The 17,258-nt window shown below is 50.6% G+C and carries 16 protein-coding genes; all 16 read right to left on the bottom strand.

Annotation, left to right across the window (positions count from 1 at the left end):
* Positions 1-23: 23 nt before the first annotated feature.
* On the bottom strand, positions 24-296 hold the full coding sequence (locus KD909_RS03650) for a GNAT family N-acetyltransferase (protein WP_211782430.1): 273 nt from the start codon (positions 294-296) through the stop codon (positions 24-26).
* Complete coding sequence (locus KD909_RS03645; RefSeq protein WP_249199071.1) at positions 297-1,190, bottom strand: DUF5996 family protein; 894 nt, start codon at positions 1,188-1,190, stop codon at positions 297-299.
* A gap of 14 nt (positions 1,191-1,204) precedes the next feature.
* The gene (locus KD909_RS03640) at positions 1,205-1,606 is read right to left on the bottom strand and encodes a (4Fe-4S)-binding protein (protein ID WP_211782428.1); all 402 of its coding nucleotides are present in this window, start codon (positions 1,604-1,606) and stop codon (positions 1,205-1,207) included.
* Positions 1,607-1,692: 86 nt separating this feature from the next.
* The gene (locus tag KD909_RS03635) at positions 1,693-2,019 is read right to left on the bottom strand and encodes a thioredoxin family protein (protein WP_211782427.1); all 327 of its coding nucleotides are present in this window, start codon (positions 2,017-2,019) and stop codon (positions 1,693-1,695) included.
* A 20-nt stretch (positions 2,020-2,039) separates the two neighbouring features.
* Positions 2,040-2,891, bottom strand: a complete 852-nt coding sequence (locus tag KD909_RS03630) for a DegV family protein (protein ID WP_078147420.1) — start codon at positions 2,889-2,891, stop codon at positions 2,040-2,042.
* Positions 2,892-3,016: 125 nt separating this feature from the next.
* Positions 3,017-3,436, bottom strand: a complete 420-nt coding sequence (locus KD909_RS03625; RefSeq protein ID WP_211782426.1) for an RDD family protein — start codon at positions 3,434-3,436, stop codon at positions 3,017-3,019.
* Between the two features lie 14 nt (positions 3,437-3,450).
* Positions 3,451-4,527, bottom strand: coding sequence for a nitric oxide synthase oxygenase (locus tag KD909_RS03620; protein WP_211782425.1), 1,077 nt, complete (start codon positions 4,525-4,527; stop codon positions 3,451-3,453).
* Positions 4,528-4,624: 97 nt separating this feature from the next.
* A complete protein-coding gene (locus KD909_RS03615) occupies positions 4,625-7,456 on the bottom strand; it encodes an EAL domain-containing protein (protein ID WP_211782424.1) in 2,832 nt (943 codons plus the stop codon).
* A 145-nt stretch (positions 7,457-7,601) separates the two neighbouring features.
* A complete protein-coding gene (pulA, locus tag KD909_RS03610; RefSeq protein ID WP_211782423.1) occupies positions 7,602-10,523 on the bottom strand; it encodes a type I pullulanase in 2,922 nt (973 codons plus the stop codon).
* 175 nt (positions 10,524-10,698) lie between these two features.
* A complete protein-coding gene (locus tag KD909_RS03605; protein WP_211782422.1) occupies positions 10,699-11,268 on the bottom strand; it encodes a hypothetical protein in 570 nt (189 codons plus the stop codon).
* A 59-nt stretch (positions 11,269-11,327) separates the two neighbouring features.
* Entirely contained in the window at positions 11,328-12,986 is a 1,659-nt protein-coding gene (locus KD909_RS03600) for an FAD-dependent oxidoreductase (RefSeq protein ID WP_211782421.1), read from the bottom strand.
* A 14-nt stretch (positions 12,987-13,000) separates the two neighbouring features.
* Positions 13,001-14,287: an arsenic transporter gene (locus tag KD909_RS03595; RefSeq protein ID WP_211782420.1), complete on the bottom strand. Its 1,287-nt coding sequence runs from the start codon at positions 14,285-14,287 to the stop codon at positions 13,001-13,003.
* A gap of 32 nt (positions 14,288-14,319) precedes the next feature.
* Positions 14,320-14,598, bottom strand: a complete 279-nt coding sequence (locus KD909_RS03590) for a Fe-S cluster assembly protein HesB (RefSeq protein ID WP_211782419.1) — start codon at positions 14,596-14,598, stop codon at positions 14,320-14,322.
* On the bottom strand, positions 14,595-16,352 hold the full coding sequence (gene arsA / locus KD909_RS03585) for an arsenical pump-driving ATPase (protein WP_211782418.1): 1,758 nt from the start codon (positions 16,350-16,352) through the stop codon (positions 14,595-14,597). Before arsA ends, KD909_RS03590 begins: the two co-directional genes overlap by 4 nt.
* A gap of 12 nt (positions 16,353-16,364) precedes the next feature.
* Entirely contained in the window at positions 16,365-16,724 is a 360-nt protein-coding gene (gene arsD / locus KD909_RS03580) for an arsenite efflux transporter metallochaperone ArsD (protein WP_211782417.1), read from the bottom strand.
* Positions 16,725-16,737: 13 nt separating this feature from the next.
* Positions 16,738-17,055 (bottom strand): ArsR/SmtB family transcription factor, encoded by a 318-nt coding sequence (locus KD909_RS03575; RefSeq protein WP_211782416.1) that lies wholly within the window; start codon positions 17,053-17,055, stop codon positions 16,738-16,740.
* Between the last annotated feature and the right edge of the window lie 203 nt (positions 17,056-17,258).

Below are 17,258 nucleotides of genomic sequence, written 5' to 3'. Positions count from 1 at the left end.
CCCGCGGCGCTCCATTTTTTTATTCATATCGCCAACACGTCGTGATATTCCGGATGTCGGTCGAACTGATTTTTCGTAAAGGGACAGAGTGGGATAATCGTCTTTCCTTCTTCCCGAGCATATTCGACCACGGCAACGACAAGCTTCTCTCCAATCCCCTGTCCCCGAAGTTCATCACTGACGTACGTATGGTCGACAATCAGTTTATCCGGTCCCGTCGGTACGTAATGCAGTTCTGCCGATGGCTTCGCCTCGTCCCCGACATAAAACGTATTTTCCTTTTGTTTAATCTCCATTTACTCCCCACTCTCCTCTTCTAGTTTTAACGGGATAAAGAAATGTTCACGAGTCGTCCAATCCATCTCATCCATCAAGATGTTAAACGATGTAGACAAAAACGTTTGGACTTCTCCACTCGTTCCTTCATCAAGCGGCAAGAAAAATTCACTCTTCTCCGCGTCATAATAAGCCGCTTCCGGCTTGAGCGTCTCGGTCGGTAGCGGTCTGAACAGGAACGGATAAGGCAAGACAAAATAGCTCGGTCGTTCCGTCACATCATCCCCAAGCCAAAATCCGAATTCAATCAACTGTTCATCGAAGGCGACGCGCTCAATCACCTTGTCTTCCGGAAACGGATGCTCAATCGGATAGATGACAAGCGACGACACATCGAACGTCCCCCAAAAGAGTGCCGGTTTGATTTTTCGGCACCGCAGCTTCGATAAGTACGTCAGTTGTTCATGTGCCGCCCGTTGAAACAACCTCAAGCCTCGCTGGGCATACGTCGCGTCATAGGCGAGCGGTGTCTCATCCGTATCGAGTAACCCTTTGAATGACATCTCCTGTGGTTTCGGGTTGATACGCACGTTGACCCCGTGCGTCCGCAGTCGATTGAATACGTCATCGTGGTAAGACTTGATCGTCTTCCCTGCTTCAATCGGGATGGCGTCCGTTTGATCTTCGACATGGATGACAAGGCAAGAGCTTAGTAGATCCACATCAAGCTGGAGTGCCCGTTCCCCTTCAAACAACAGCCCCGTCGTGAACCCATTTATCGTGAGCGGTAGCGAGACGTGCCCCCATTGTGGCTCAGGTGGGGCCAGTTGGAGTCTAATCTTCCCGAGCAGTTGAGAGATCAAATGCAAGGTCAACTTTGTGTCATGCCAGTCCGAATGTAGTGGAATCTGCATCATCCATCATCCTCTCATCCTTTACACGCCCCACTATGGTCACAAATCGGTCGCTTGCCGGACTGTCCACATCCGCAGAGCGTGGCCCGGTAAGTGGAGATGACCTCATCCCCTTGTTCGATGTGAAGGTCGCCGCGCACCTCGATTTGTTGCCAGTCGTTCAACTTTACAGATGTCGGCACGTCCGGCGTCTCTGCGTCTCCACCATCCTTCCGAACGAACTGGAGCGCACCGCTCGGGCACCGTTCAATCACCGTGGCGACGTCCGGCGCCTCGGCCCCATCCGGTAAAATCCATGGTTTCCGTTTCGTATCAAATACTTCCGGCAATCCCCGTACGCATTCCGCCGCATGGACGCAGAGCGACACATCATAGTACACATCGATCGATTCTCCTACGTATTGCTTGCCTCGCATCGAATCACCCCTTATGTGTTTGCGGGTCTTTACCCGTTACACTATGAAAAAAACCCATCATCCCATGACAGGATGATGGGTCATATTCACGCTTGTCTCATTTCTTGCATGCGTTCGAGTTGATGCGTCAGTTCGCCGATCGGCACGAATCGTGCACGGCGGAGCATTTCTTTCCCACTGATGAAAAAGAGGACGACCGGAACGGTGAAGATGGAGAATGCGCCTGCGACTTCAGGCACCTCGTCCGAATCCACCGCGACCGACTCAATTTCAGGGAACTCTTTGAGCATCTCTTCAATCTGCGGTTTCAGCGCATGACAGACACTGCATCCCGGATGTGACACGTAGACGAGCAGCTGTTCCGTGCTCGCAATCCGTTCATTCAATCCAGTCAAGGTTGTCATTGCTTCCATCTTACATTCCTCCTACTTGATTAAGCGTTGAGCCACAAGACACCGACCGTCTCGAATCCTGCATGTACCGCAATCGAAGGACAGAATCGAGTCCGTACGACTTCGAGACCTGGTAGTTTCGACTCGATGAGTGCGACGAGGTCATCTTGCATGTTCGGTGCGAGTGCCGTCTGAACGAATACCCGATTGTCCTTCACACCATTTTCCGCGTGACGACGTTCGAGTTCACCGACCATCTCCGCATAAGCCTTCTTCAATGAACGGGCCTTTTTGAACGGGATGACTTTCCCCGTCTCATCGAGGGTGATGATCGGCTTGATGTTCAAGATGTTCGCAAGGAACATCTCACCGGAAGAAACGCGACCACCTCGGCGCATCGTCTCCATGTTTCCGATGATCATGAAGAAGTTCTTTTTATCACGCCATGCTTCGAGAAGGGCGACGATTTCCTCCACTGACTTGCCTTCAGCTTCAGCGGCCTTCCCGATTCGGACGAGTTCTTGCTGCGCCTCGAGTGCGGCATGCGAGTCGATGGTATACACGGTAAAGTCAGCCGCTTCTGCCGCTGCTTTCGAGTTTTTTGCCGTACTGCTCAATCCATTCGAGCAATGGACGGCGATGGCACAATCATATCCCTCTTCTTTCAAGCGTTCGTAGCGGGCGATGAAATCTCCGAAGATCGGTTGTGACGTCTTCGCTTCTTTCTTTTGGTCAATCATATACCGATGTAGGTCTTCGAGAGAGAGTTTGGTTTCACTATAGCCGTTCCCGTCCACGATCAATTGAATCGGAACGATATCGACACCGAGACTTGCTGCCTCTTCTTGAGAGAAGTTGGCCATACTGTCGGTAATCCATGCGATTTTTGTCATAACTAAAAAGCCTCCAATAGTCGTTCATTTTTGTCCAATCCCATTATACCTTATTTCCCGCCGCTACTCCTACTCGACCGAACGGGACGAAAAAACAGAGCGACACACGGTCGCCCTGCTCCTCTTCATTTGGTCGAGATCAATTTTGTATGGGCGAACTCATCATGCGGCAACTCGAGGTCTTTATTCGACTTCATCTGTTGAAGTGCACGGATGAGCGGAATCCCAAGCGTCGCCGGGTAGACGACGTCTTTATAGAGTGTCCGCTTGATGACTTGCTCCAATGAAAGCGGGCGTCCATCCGCACTCACGACCTTAATTCCGACGACACGGTCTCCTATCGTCTGACCGTTTCGATACAACATACAATAGACTTCTCCGGCCATCGTCACAACGGTCGGTAAGTAATACCGTTTCACTTCTTTGTCTGGCCAAATCTTTTGACGGACTGCCTTTTCAATCAGTTTTGCCGGTGTCTGAAAGACGAGTTGGTCGATTTGACCAGCGACGGCTCGTTTCCAAAGTGGGACTGCCACAGCAATCATCCTTTCTCTCGGTTCTAGCCTTTCAATTCCTCTTTTACCAGCTGACGAAACCCTGAGAACGGACATCCACTTCTAGCAAACAGGTTCGGTGTCTTGATCTGATTGTCGTAATGCTCGTGAAAAACGTGCGTCGTCGCAGGAGAGAGAGGCGGGATGAGCCAACTCCATTGCCCGGTGACGTCACGCCCCGCGTCCCGTTCGTTTTTTTCGAACCGCTTGAACTGTTTGGCAGCCGTATGGTGGTCGACAATGGTCACACCTTCCCGCTCGAACGATTGCAGGACGGCGATGTTCAATTCGACGAGTGCCCGGTCGCGCCAAAGCGACCGCTCTTTCGTCGTATCGAGCCCGAGTGACCGTCCGACGAGCGGCAACAAATCATAACGGTCCGTATCGGCCAAATTCCTTGCCCCGATTTCCGTCTCCATATACCAGCCGTTAAACGGGACCGAGGTAAACCGTAGACCTCCGATCTCTAGTTCCATATCCGCAATCGCTGGGACTGCGTGCCATTTGATGGTCCGTCCGTCAAACAAGTCCACATCCTCGTGCCGAATGTCCACCTCAAGCACGGCCTCACTCGGCAACTCAAACAAGCGGACGTCTCGCCCGTCCGTGATCATGAGCGGGAGGATATCGAACGGCGTGCCGGCTCCGACCCATCCGAGTTCTTTCGCGCGCTTCGTCATCGTGACGGACATCGGGTCTCCGATGATTCCGTCAGGTGTCTCATATCCCGCGTACCGAATCAATTGTGTGTTCAATAGTTTGAACTCGTTCGGAAGAACCGTCATCGTCGAACGGATTTTTCCGCCGTTCGTGGCGAACCGAAGGTGGTCGACAAGATGGGTGTAGACAGCCTCAAACGTATCGGCGTCCCGTGCGTCAATCACATGGAGTGTCTGCCAAAACAAGCGGCCGATGCAACGATTCGAATTCCGCCACGCCACCTTGGCACCCTCACACAATTCTTCCGTCGTCAACGAATAGGTGCCCGTGCGCTCAATTTCATCTTTGATTTGTCGGAGGCGTTCGGACGGGTCGTCATGCCATTGCCGCATCCAGTCGCTCGCTTGTTCATACAGATTCATATCTAAGATCTCCTCACTCAATTCTCTCTTTCTCCATCTTAGAGAAAAGGAGACCCCTGTTTCAACTATCTATTCTCACACGCGACACGTCGGGTGCTCAGGACCGCTCTGGCTGGTGAACGAGTTCGATATAGTCGGTGACTTCTTCGTTTCCGCTCACTTCCTGCTCAAGGGCGGTCAATTGCGCCTCGATGGTCGGACTTGATTCGTATTCGGCGGCATATTGATATAACCCATTCGTCACTTCGGTCATTCGACGTAACCGGACAGGCAAGTCTGTACCGGATGCAAAACGAATGATGAACGTGACGTCTCCTTCTAACGGGAGGCGCAGGGCACCATAAAAATGCAACGTCTGGTCCGTTCTTGACGTCAGTACGATCGAAGAGAGACCGACCGAGACGGGTTGCTGCCGAATCGTCGTAATCGTGATGCCTGCTTGAATGTAACGATTCGCAGACGTCTCATGGTCATCAAATGGGTCGGGAATCAGTTTCCCCGTCTCCATCATCTGCAAGAAGGCATCCTCACGGACCGGCGGACTGAAGAGATAGCCTTGAATCGTCTTGCAGCCGAGTTGCCGCAACAAGAGCAAGTCTTCCATTTGCTCGATCCCTTCGACGACGACATCGAGCCCGAATTCTTTCGCCAAGACGACGAGACTATGAATGATGGCCCGGGCTTGCTTGTTCTCTGATACCCCATGACCAAAAATCCGGTCAATTTTGATGGTGTTCACTTGAAATTGTTGCAGGTAGGCGAGCGACGAATAGCCTTTCCCGAAATCATCAAGCGCAAGTTGAATCCCGAGCGCCCGCAACGAAGAAAAGACACTCATGATATGATGCGACGCATCGAGCTGTGACGTCTCGGCCACTTCAATCTCAATCCAGTGCAACGGTACATCGTGACGTTCACTTGCCGATTCGAACGTGTTAAATAGTTGCTCGTGATACAAATATTTCGGCGAGACGTTCAACGAGATCGGAATCTTGCTCGGGAGCGTCGCTAGAAAGCGAAACACCTCTTCAATCAGATAGTCCGTCAATCGGATGAACAGATTGCTCTCTTCTGCGAGCGGGATGAAGTCTAGCGGGGAAACGACACCCCACGTCGGATGTTCCCAACGCATCAACGCTTCCGCTCCTGTGATATCACCTGTCCAGGCGTTCACTTTCGGTTGATACAACAAATAAAACTCATTCCGGTCAATGGCGCTTGGCAAGTCACGTAGCAACTCGAATCGCTTCAGCTCATCGAGATTCATGTGCGAAGCATACAAGGAAATCGACGCCGCTCCCGACTTCCCGGCCCGGCCCATCGCCATGTAACTTCGGCGAATGAGCGTCGTCTCGTCTTCCGCATCATTCGGATAGCGACTGACGCCGATCTGCATATTCGGATAAACGGTATATGGTTCGAGTTGGAAACAATGCTTTGACAATCTCGCAAGCTGTTCCCCGATTTTAATCAACCACTCATCTTCATGATTTCCTGGCATGACGACAAGGAATGTATCTCCGTCCAAATGACCGACGACCGCCTCGTCCGGCACCATTCGTTGCAATTGATATGCCGTCTGGATGCGCCATTCATCTCCATATTCGTAACCGAACGTCCGGTTGATGTCACCGATTCGATTAAAGGTCACTGTGAACAACACGAACGCAATATCCGTTTGAATTAATCGCGTGATCGACTGGAACATCGTCTCGCGATTCGGGATGTTCGTCATTGGATCAAACTCGCTCAGTCGCAGCACCTCGGCTTCCTGTTCCCTCACCTCGGTCATATCACGAATCAACGCTTGAAACCCACGGACTCGACCCGTTTCGTCGTACAAGTGCTGTCGACACTCCTGAATCCATTTTTGCTTCTTTCCGACAAAAATCCGATATTCGAGATTCACAGGTGTCGTATGACGTGTCTGTTCATTCGCCTGATTGACTTTCGCTAAGTCGTCCTGATTGATGACAACTTTCCAGTAATTCGGGTGTGCGTTGAATTGTTTCACTGTATACCCAAAGATAGACTGAAACTGCCCTGTCGCGAACTCAATTTGACTCGTATCATAACTATAATCACAGATGACCGTATCGGATGCTTCGCAAACGCGACGCAATAGCTCATCTTTATCAGTCAATTCGTTCTCGATGCGCTGCTGATCTTTCGTTGAAAAGATGACGTATGTGATGACGTTACGGTCGACGGAAAGCGCACCCCGCACCATCACCGGCAAATCTTCAGACGTCAACTGATGACGCAATCGAATCTCCATCGCGAAGTCTGCCCCTTCATCGGCTGTTCGCAACGTCTGAATCGCTTGAGTCAACCGCTCCCAATCGTCAGGATGAACCGTTTCTCGGATTTCTTCCACCTGCATCTCGTTCAATCGCCTCCTTGAAATACCGAGAAAAGACGAGACTTGGGAAGAGAACGAGAATGACCTATCCGCGAGATGTATTTCGATGACCATGAGACCAGGGACTTGTTCGAGTAACTCCCGTCCCACTTTCATAATGGCGTAACGGTTTTGTGTGTCCCATTCGGCGCTCATGTCCTTAACGATACCGTATACGCCTTGAATAAGTTGATCTTTGTAGAGCGGGGTGCATGTTACTGCGAGCTTTCGCTGTTGCCCCACATATGCTTTGACTAGTTCAAAATGAACTGTTTCCCCGGCCAACGCCTGGTCGTGATATGGTGCAAACTCTTCCGTATCGGCTGGTGATAACGCGCAATCATCGAACAGCAGTCCCATCTTTTCGTTCGAATCGATTAGTCGACCATTTGTATCTAGTACGTAAATGGCATCGGGATACTGTTCAATCAGGAGCGAATCCACATGGAACGGGGGAATCGGTCCAGTTGACAATAGATCCGTGACGTCACCATTGACGCGATGAATCCACTTTTTGAAAATCGCCATACAATCTCTCCTTTCGAAAGAGATGGAAGTTTCAAGCGTAAATTCTCTTGTTCATACAAAATGACTAGTTTATAAAGCATTAATTACCAATTACCCATCATTGTGCCATTAGAAAACCCCACTCGTTTCAAAGTGGGGTCAATGATTAGTTCCGTTCGAGGACGAACGTCTTGTATGCAGGCACGCTTACTTTTCCAGTCGCGCGCTTGATTGTCTTCGTTCCGGCACGGTCACCATCGACAATCACGTTCCAGTTCCCTTTTGGAAGGGTGACTTGGACATTCGTCGGGTTGGCGTTATGCGTGATGAACAAGTCGTTCTTTTGACCCGGTGCATCTTCGTCAATCGTGTACGTGATGACGTTCGCTTCCGCTTTGTGGAACGTCAAGAATCGTTTCACATCGCTCGCTTTTGTCATCCGAAGACCTGGGTTGGCTTTACGCATCTCAATCAAGCCTTTCATGTATTGGACGTCCGCCTTGCGGTCGGCTGCCCGTTTCCAATCGAGCTGATTGATCGAGTCTGGTGATTTGTACGAGTTATGGTCGCCTTCCTTCATGCGCATGAACTCTTGTCCGGCGTGAAGGAATGTCGTCCCTTGGCTCGTCAAAATGATGCTTGAAGCGAGTCGGTGCATCTTCGTCTTGTTCACTTCAGATGCGATCGGGTTCGTCAACTCTAGCTTGTCCCATAACGTGTGGTTGTCGTGGGCCTCGACGTATGTGATGGCTTGCGTCGGTTCTTTCGTGAATCCTTTAATCGTATCGCTATACGCGATCTCACCGACGATTCCCGTCTTCACGCGATTTTCCATGCCTTCTTTTCCGTTGACGAATCCTTTGTCCTCATCGAAGAAGACGCTACCTTTCAAGCCGTCACGGATGTTGTCATTGAAGTGGGCGATGCCCGGCATGTCGTAGGCGTTCTTTTGATTTGCTTTTAATTCAGCATCGAGCGGCGTACCGAGATCCCATCCTTCTCCGAAGACGAGAATCGACTTGTCGACTCGATTCAACTCCGAACGAACTTTGTTCATCGTGTCGACGTCATGGATTCCCATCAAGTCGAAACGGAATCCGTCCCAATGATACTCTTTTGCCCAATAGACGACAGAGTCGACAATCAGTTTTTGCATCATCGCCCGTTCAGAAGCCGTATCGTTTCCGACACCTGTTCCGTTAGCAAAGTCACCACCCGCTGTGTAACGGTAGTAGTAACCCGGTACGATTTTGTGCAAGTTCGACGCCTGCGCATCGAACATATGGTTGTATACGACGTCCATGACGGCACGTAAATTGTTGTCATGTAACCCTTGAATCATCTGTTTCATTTCCATGATACGTACTTTCGCATCGTAAGGATTCGTTGAATACGACCCTTCTGGTGCATTGTAGTTTTTCGGGTCGTATCCCCAGTTGTACGTCGCCATCGGATTCGTCTCATCGACGGAGGCCGTGTTGAAGTCATAGACCGGAATGAACTGAACGTGTGTCACGCCGAGGTCTTTGACATGGTCGAGTCCCGTCTTCGTTGCTGTTTTCTTTCCATCAACGAGAAGACGCGTTCCTGGTTCGATGACACCGAGGTACTTCCCTTTGTTTTGGATGCCTGAATCGTATTTGTCCGTCTTCACATCGAAGATCGAGAAATCACGGACATGCGTTTCATAGATGATTGCGTCCGTCGATTGTTTCAACTTCGGTTTTATCGAATTCCAACGTTTTGGATCCGTCTCTTTCAAATCGACGATGACACCTTGGTCACCGTTCACGCCGACAGCCGTCGCATACGGATCGACCGCACGGACCTTCCCTGTCGCATGAGTCACTTGGTACGTATACCCGATGCCGTCTAGGTCACCACGCATTTCTGCCACCCACGTGCCGCGTTCGCCGCGTTTCATTTGAATCACTTTCTTCAAATCTTTATCATTTGTTGGTCGGTTCGTCGGCATGTTCCATAGTTCGAGCTCGACTTGTTGAGCCGTCGGAGCCCAGAGAACAAATTTCGTTTTCGACTTTTGGTACGTGACACCGAGTTTACCGTCATATGCATATTTCGCATCGAATTCTTTCGAACGAAGCACCTTGCCGGCTTGGAGCGTCTGTTCTCCAAACTCCGGGTGCGAGGCTTTGATGACTTTCGCTAAATCGATGTCTGACTTGAATTGAATCGTGACTGACTTGTCGCTAGCCTTTTCAATCGATTCCACCGTTGCCCCATCCACGCTCAATTCATCAATGAACGCATCCGTGATGACACGGTTCGTCGTGAGTGTCGCTTGACGGAACGTGTCCGCCGAGAACGAGACGAGTTTTGGAGAGCGATCGATCTGTGGCTCTGAATAGTAGATTGTCGAATCTCCTTCAACGAGCCAAATCTCTTTCGCAGTTCCGAGAACGAATCGGTCTTCCCCATCCTTCTCCGTCCATTCTCCTTTTTTCGTGATCAAGCCCATGAGTCTCTTCGATTCTGGGTTGGCGAATTTCACGTTCGCGACGGCACCGAAATCATCAGCCCCATCGAATGCGATGCTCTGTCCGTCCCCACCGTCTGGCCAAGCCCAAAGACCCCAGTCCGTGTATGTATTGTCGTAACGGAAATAATGAACTTTCATATCGATTTCCGTCGAAGCCGTCTCTCCATCCGGGTTTGATGTATAGATGGTCGGGTCGCCCGACTTGATCCACACTTCGGCGACGCCATCTTGAATCATGTCGCTCGTGATGAAGCGGTCATTCTCAGAACCTTTATCTTTGTCCCAGTTGTCCGTGCGGACGATGAGACCGATTTTTTCAGGTGAGTCGACTGGGAATTCGTAAGCCGCCACCTTTCCGAATGTATCCTCCCCGTTGAATGTGAAGCCTTTGTTCGGGAAGTAATCCGGGCCGTTCGCCCAAAGCCATAAATTCCAATCCTTTTCGTTATCCGGCGCCTCTTGATAATGGACAACGACAAGTGTCGACTTTCCTTTATCTAAAGCGGACGTCGGCATCGGAAACATTGACAGAATTAGTGCAAACGTTAGCACAACTGCCCATACGGGTTTCCACTGCTTTTTGACCATGAGGGTCCCTCCTTGTAGCACTATTTTGAGAAAACGCTTACACAAAAATTGTAAACGGTTTCCTTGAGTGAAGCAACGTTATTTTAGAAAAGGGTCAATTGGCATCATTTTCTTTACAACCTGTCTAAGAAATATGAACTAAAAAGACGAATCCCACTCATCATCACAGAATCCGTCAAAGTTTATTCCATTCTTCGAGCGACTCCAAGTAGTGAAGGTAGCTCATCTTGATTTCTTCATCTGTTAAGTCTGCCGGTAAGAGGGAACGTGGGACGAGACCTGTGAACTTGGCACCTCCGACATGCGCAAAAATATAAGAGGCGACTTGCTCAGACATATACCTCGTCAAAAAACCGGTCACATACTTCCCGTCTTTGCTCTCGAAGACGATGTCGAGTCGTCGTCCTTCCTGTTCATCGATGATCAACTGGTTGTAAAGTCGATGTGCCTCGTCTTTGTACTTGTATCTCATCCCGCGTCTCGCATTGTCATCAATCTCCCACTGATGGTCTTGTCGCTCTTTCGTCGTGAAGATTTTCTCGAGCGTTCTTGGGTCATCAATCGTTAAGCAACAAAAGATATGTTCATAGGACAGTTGATCGTCGTTCACCAAGTCCATGATGTCCGTCTTCGGGATTATCCTTGCCTTGTAGCGCACCATGACACGACGGACGACTTCTTCTTTGTCAAAAATAAGCCACTGCTTCCGTCGCTCAAACTTCTCATGTAACATCTTATAATCCATCTGCTTCACCTCACGTCCAGCATATCATAAAACGACGCCCGCAATGGACGTCGTCTTGCTTAGTTCCCGTATTTTTTGAACAACTGATAATTCTTATTTCCACCTGACAAGTTGTACACGTCGGTGAATCCGAGGTTACGGAGCACGTTCTGGGCTGCGTTCCCCGTCACCCCACCGTTACAGTAGACGACGGTCGGTTTGTCCTTGTCCATGTCTTTCGCCGCTTCCCGGAGGTTGCCGAGTGGGACGTTGACCGCACAATCGACACACGCCTTCTCGAACTGTGAAGCTTTCCGCGTATCGATGATTTGCATGTCTTCCCCGGCATCGATTCGCGTCTGAAGCTCGGCCGGTGTGATGAGTCGCGCCGCCTTGTCGATACTGTTCGAAAGCACCATCCCCGTATACATGACCGGGTCTTTCGTCGTCGAGAACGGTGGTGCGTAGGCGAGGTCGAGATGGAACAAGTCGTCCACTTTCGCCTTAAGGGTGATGGCCGTGACGAAAACGTCGATTCGTTTGTCGACTCCTTCAAATCCAACGATTTGGACGCCGAGCAGTTGACGCGTCGCACGGTCGGCGATCGCTTTAATCGTCATATCTTTTCCACCCATATAGGCAGGCTTATCCGGTTTCGTGTTATGAAGTACCTCGATATCGTATCCGAGTTCGCGTGCTTCTTTTTCGGCGAGACCCGTCTGTGCGACGGCAAGTCCGAACACTTTGAAGATGCCCGTTCCGAGGATGCCCCGATGTTCGAGGTGACCGCCCGTGATGACGTCCCCGGCGGTCCGCCCCATCTTGTTCGCTGTCGAACCAAGTGGACGCCAAATCGGTTTCCCTGTCACGATCGAGAAACTCTCCGCGACGTCTCCTGCCGCATAGACGTCTGGGATGTTCGTCTCCATCCGCTCATTGACGGCGATCGCACCCGTTTCACCTAGTTTGACTCCCATGTTCATGGCGAGCTCGACGTTCGGACGGACTCCGACAGACAAGATGACGAGGTCGGTCTCAATCGTCTTCCCACTCTCCGTGACGACCCGTTCGACGTGTCCGTCACCGACAAGTTCTGTCACGGTCTCTCCGAGCATGAGCTCGATTCCGTTCTTCTCGAGGTGTTCCTCAACGCGACACGCCATATCCTTGTCGAGTGGTGGCATCACTTGCGGTACACGTTCGATGATGGTCACGTCCACACCACGAAGCTTCAACTGTTCCGCCATCTCTAGACCGATGAAGCCGGCTCCGATGATTGTCGCATGTTTCGGGTCTGTCGAATCGACGAAGGAGCGTGTCGCCTCCGCATGTTGGATGTTTCGAATCGGGAAGACGTTGTCCGACTTCACCCCTGGAATCGGTGGGATGATGCTCGACGCACCCGTCGCGAGGACGAGGACATCATATGAGTCCGTGAACGTGTCACCCGTCTCTAAGTTTTCAACCGTCACCGTCTTCGTGTCTTTGTCGACTGACGTCACATTATGACGCGTCATCACGTCGATGTTGTAGCGCTTCTTGAAGAAGGCCGCATCGCGCGGTGTCAAATCGTCACGTGACTCGACTTCTCCGCCAACGTAGTAAGGAATCCCACAACCAGAGTACGAGATATCGTAATCTCGATCGTAAATCGTGATTTGTGCGTCTTCGTTGTTCCGACGCGCTTTCGCCGCAACCGATGTCCCGGCAGCGACTGAACCGATGATGACTAGTTTCATATATAATCCACTCCTCAATAAAGTAATAAGCTGATGTATAGGCCGAGCAACGTGATAGCCAATGTCGGAATCGTCAAGATGATCCCGACTTTAAAGTACTGTCCCCATCCGATTTTGAGGCCTTTCGTACGAAGGACGTGGAGCCATAGAAGCGTCGCTAGCGACCCAATCGGGGTAATCTTTGGACCGAGATCGGAACCAATGACGTTCGCATAGATTAACGCTTCCCGAATCTGTCCGGTCGTATGCGTCAAGTCGATGGCGAGCGCATCAATCATGACGGTCGGCATATTGTTCATGACCGATGACAAGATGGCGGCCAAAAAGCCCATCCCGAACGTGGCACTGAAGCTGTTAACCGCGAACCAATCGATAAAGTTCGCCAATACTTGAGTGAGTCCGGCATTTTGTAAACCGTAGACGACAATATACATCCCGAGCGAGAAGAAGACGATGGCCCACGGTGCACCTTTGATGACTTGCATCGTCTGGACCGCTGACGAGCGATTCGCCATCACAAGGAAGAACAAGGCGATGACACCCGCGACGAGCGAAACGGGGATCTCGACTAAATCACTCGTGAAGTATCCGATGACCAGTAAACCGAGTACAATCCAGGATAAGCGGAACATCGTATGGTCTTTAATAACGGACGAAGGTTCAGCCAACTGTGAGGCGTCATACTGTTTCGGGATATCTTTTTTGAAATAAAGGTACAACACGAGCAGACTCCCCGCGACCGCGAACACGTTCACGAACACCATCCGCGCGGCGTACTCGGCGAACCCGATGCCAAAGAAGTCGGCTGAGACAATGTTGACGAGGTTCGAGACGATGAACGGGAGACTCGCCGTATCGGCGATGAATCCGGATGCCATGGCGTATGCCAAGACGACCGCGTCCGGCAGTTTGAGTGCGCGGACCATCGCCAAGACAATCGGTGTCAAAATCAGCGCCGCCCCGTCATTTGCAAACAAGGCTGCGACGAGGGCACCGAGTAGTGTGATATAGACGAAGAGCTTCACCCCTCCACCTTTGGCGATTCGCGCCATATGTAAGGCGGCCCATTCAAAAAATCCAATCTCGTCTAAAATGAGCGAAATGATGATGATTGCGATAAAGGTGAACGTCGCGTTCCAAATGATGCCCCACACCGTGCCGACGTCGTCAAGATTGACGACGCCCGAAATGAGGGCGATGACGGCCATCCCCATCGCCGAGTAACCGATTCCGAGGCCTTTCGGTTGCTTGATGATGAGGAAAAGCGTCACAAGAAAAATTAAACTAGCAATCCACTGCACAATGTAATCCTCCAATAATCTCTATTTATTTTTTAGCAACTCGGCTGCAAACCGTGCAACACGAGTGTCATGCCATCTTCTGTCGATTCGACGTCGAGCGTGACGTTCGCGGCCAGCGCTTCAGCTTCCTTCGCCACGGCAAACGTAAGGTCGTCGAAGTGCTTCACCTCATCGGTCGCTTCCGGTGTCGCTACGGCCAAACCTAGTGTCGGTCCACAGCAACCGGCCTCCGTGATGATGCGGACCGATTTCGTTTCTTCCTCTTCTAACGCAGTTTGTAAAAAGTCGATCGCTTCGTTTGTGATATTCATTGTATGTTCTCCTTTACTAATTGAGATAACGCCGCGTATCCGACCGGCAGTCGTCCTTGCCATTCGAGCATCGTCGGACGTGACTTGGTGCTCACGCGTTCAAGCCAAGGGACCTCATTCGCGACTTTCGCGGTCAATAATTTACTTGTGACCTCGAGTGGCGTGAATGATTGATTGACGACCCAGGCGAACGGTCGAATCGTCGCCCGTTCTAGATCACTGGCGAGGCGCTCGGCCTCGTATACCGGTGTCGCTTCAGGCAATGTCGTGATGATGACGTGCGTTTGCTTCGGATCACGTAGTTTCGGTAACAATTCTCGGACCGCTTCCGGGACGACACCGGTCGAGCGTTCGAGTTCGCGGTGATAACTCTCGGTCGCATCTAACAGAAGAAGCGTGTGTCCCGTCGGTGCCGTATCGATGACGACGAAACGGTCTTTCACTTTCGCCACTTGATTCGCAAAGGCACGGAAAACGGCGATTTCTTCGGTGCACGGCGAACGCAGGTCCTCTTCGAGCATCATACGTTGCTCTTCATTCAGGTCCCCTGCTTCCTTGAACACATCCTGTCGATACTTCTCAATTTCAACTTTCGGGTCAATGGCATCGACCGTGAACGTATCTGCAATGTTTGTCCCAATCGTGAAAGCAACATGAGCGGCTGGATCCGTCGTCGTCAAATGCACAGAGTGCCCTCTTTCATGAAGCGCGACCGCAATCAGCGAAGCGATTGTCGTCTTCCCGACGCCACCTTTCCCCATCGTCATGATGACGCTTGGACCTTCTGCCTCAATCTCATCGACGAGTCGATCAAGTGATCCGTAACGACTCGAGTCATAGCGTGCATCTGCGACAGCGACCGGTTCTCCGTTCACAAAGCGCCGAAGTGCAGAGACACCGATCAGATTTTCGTAAGCATATGGAAGTATGAATACCTCGAGGTCAGTCATGCCTTCAGGAAGTTCACGGAGTGCTTGTTGTTGACGCTCGATGAGTCGCTTCGTGTAACGGTCTGTCCCTTCACCCCGTTGGACGAGACCGTTGATGATGAGTTGCATTCGCTCGATGCCGATGGCGCGAAGTTCGGTCGCGGCACGCGCCGCTTCGATGAGCGTGGATGTTTCGGGACGGGCAACGAGAAGCAGGGTCGTTTCTTTGCCATCAGTGAGCGTCTCAACGGCCTTTTTGTACTGCATTTGTTTGTCCGCTAAACCCGCAAGCGGACCGAGGCAAGACACACCAGTCGTGTTCGTCTCCAAAAATTCATCCCATGCACTCGGCAAGGTGAGTAAGCGCAACGTATGACCGGTCGGTGCCGTGTCAAAGATGACGTGATCGTACGCCTCGCGAGCTGACACGGACGTCAACAAGTCCGTAAATTGGTCGAATGCCGCAATCTCAACCGTACAGGCACCAGATAATTGCTCTTCCATCGACTGAATGGCCACGTCCGGCAAAACACCTCGATATGGTCCGACCATGCGTTCCATATATTGTTTTGCTGCTTCTTCGGGATCAAAGTTGGCAATGGCAAGCTTTGTTTCCGGAACGAGGCGCGGCGTCTCATCGAGTTCCATCTCAAATACGTCTTGTAAATTACTTGCTGGGTCGGTAGAGACGAGTAAGACACGCTTGCCACGGTCGGCGAGCGTCAGGGCGAGGCTTGATGCTGTCGATGTTTTCCCGACGCCACCTTTTCCGGTCAAGAACACATAACGAGTTGGATTGATCGTATGAAAATCAAATGTCTTCATGAACATATCTCCTTATTTCTTCAGTGAGATGCGAACTTTCGGCTTTTCTCCATCTTTCTTGGCAAATGCATCAACCGGTAGTCCCGTTAACTCTGCAATTTCTTCATCTGTTAAATAGGCGCCCCGTTTTACGATTTTTCCATCCACTACTGTGAGTGGGAGCATCTCGAGCCCGTTTGCAATTTCAGCTTGCACATTGACATTTTCAACGAATCGATTCGGTTCCGATGCTAGGTTATAACGAGCAACATCAAATCCTCGCTGTTTTAACACGTAGTGAATTGTCGCAATTCGCGTCAGTTCTGGATCGATGGATGGACCACATAATCCTGTTGGACAGCACATCGCCGGTTCAAATAGTTCAAGTTTCATCGTTGACTCCTCCTTAAATTGCACATTCGGTGTCACAGTCGCAACTCACATCGATTGTTTCAATCTTGTCGAGCAAATCGACGACAATCCCATAAAAAGGGCTCGTCTCATTCAATCGATAGTGAATCCATTGTTTGTCTCGGCGCTCTAATAACAGTCCAGCCTGACGCAACATCTTCAAATGACGGCTGATTGCCGGCTGTGAGATGTCAAAACAGTCGACGAAACTACATGCGCACTGTTCCCCTACCTCCATCTGTTTGAGCATGGTCAATCGAGTCGGATCACCGAGCACCTTGAGTACTTTGCTTAATTCTTCTGCAGTGTACATTTCCACCTCTCCCCACTGTATAACTAAATTGTTATATAACGTTTCTGTTATGAAATTACCATACTTTTTAACTTCATTCAATTGTCTTTTAAAAAAAAAACCGTTATGATGAAACACGTTGTGAAAACACGTAACGTTGGAACATTTCCTTTCATATAATGTGGCATTTGATCTTCGTGAGACTCGAAGATCAAAGTCAAAAT

The organism is Exiguobacterium sp. PFWT01 (genome assembly GCF_018255795.1).
Lineage (GTDB): Bacteria > Bacillota > Bacilli > Exiguobacteriales > Exiguobacteriaceae > Exiguobacterium.
This window is presented reverse-complemented; position numbering and strand designations above follow the sequence as displayed.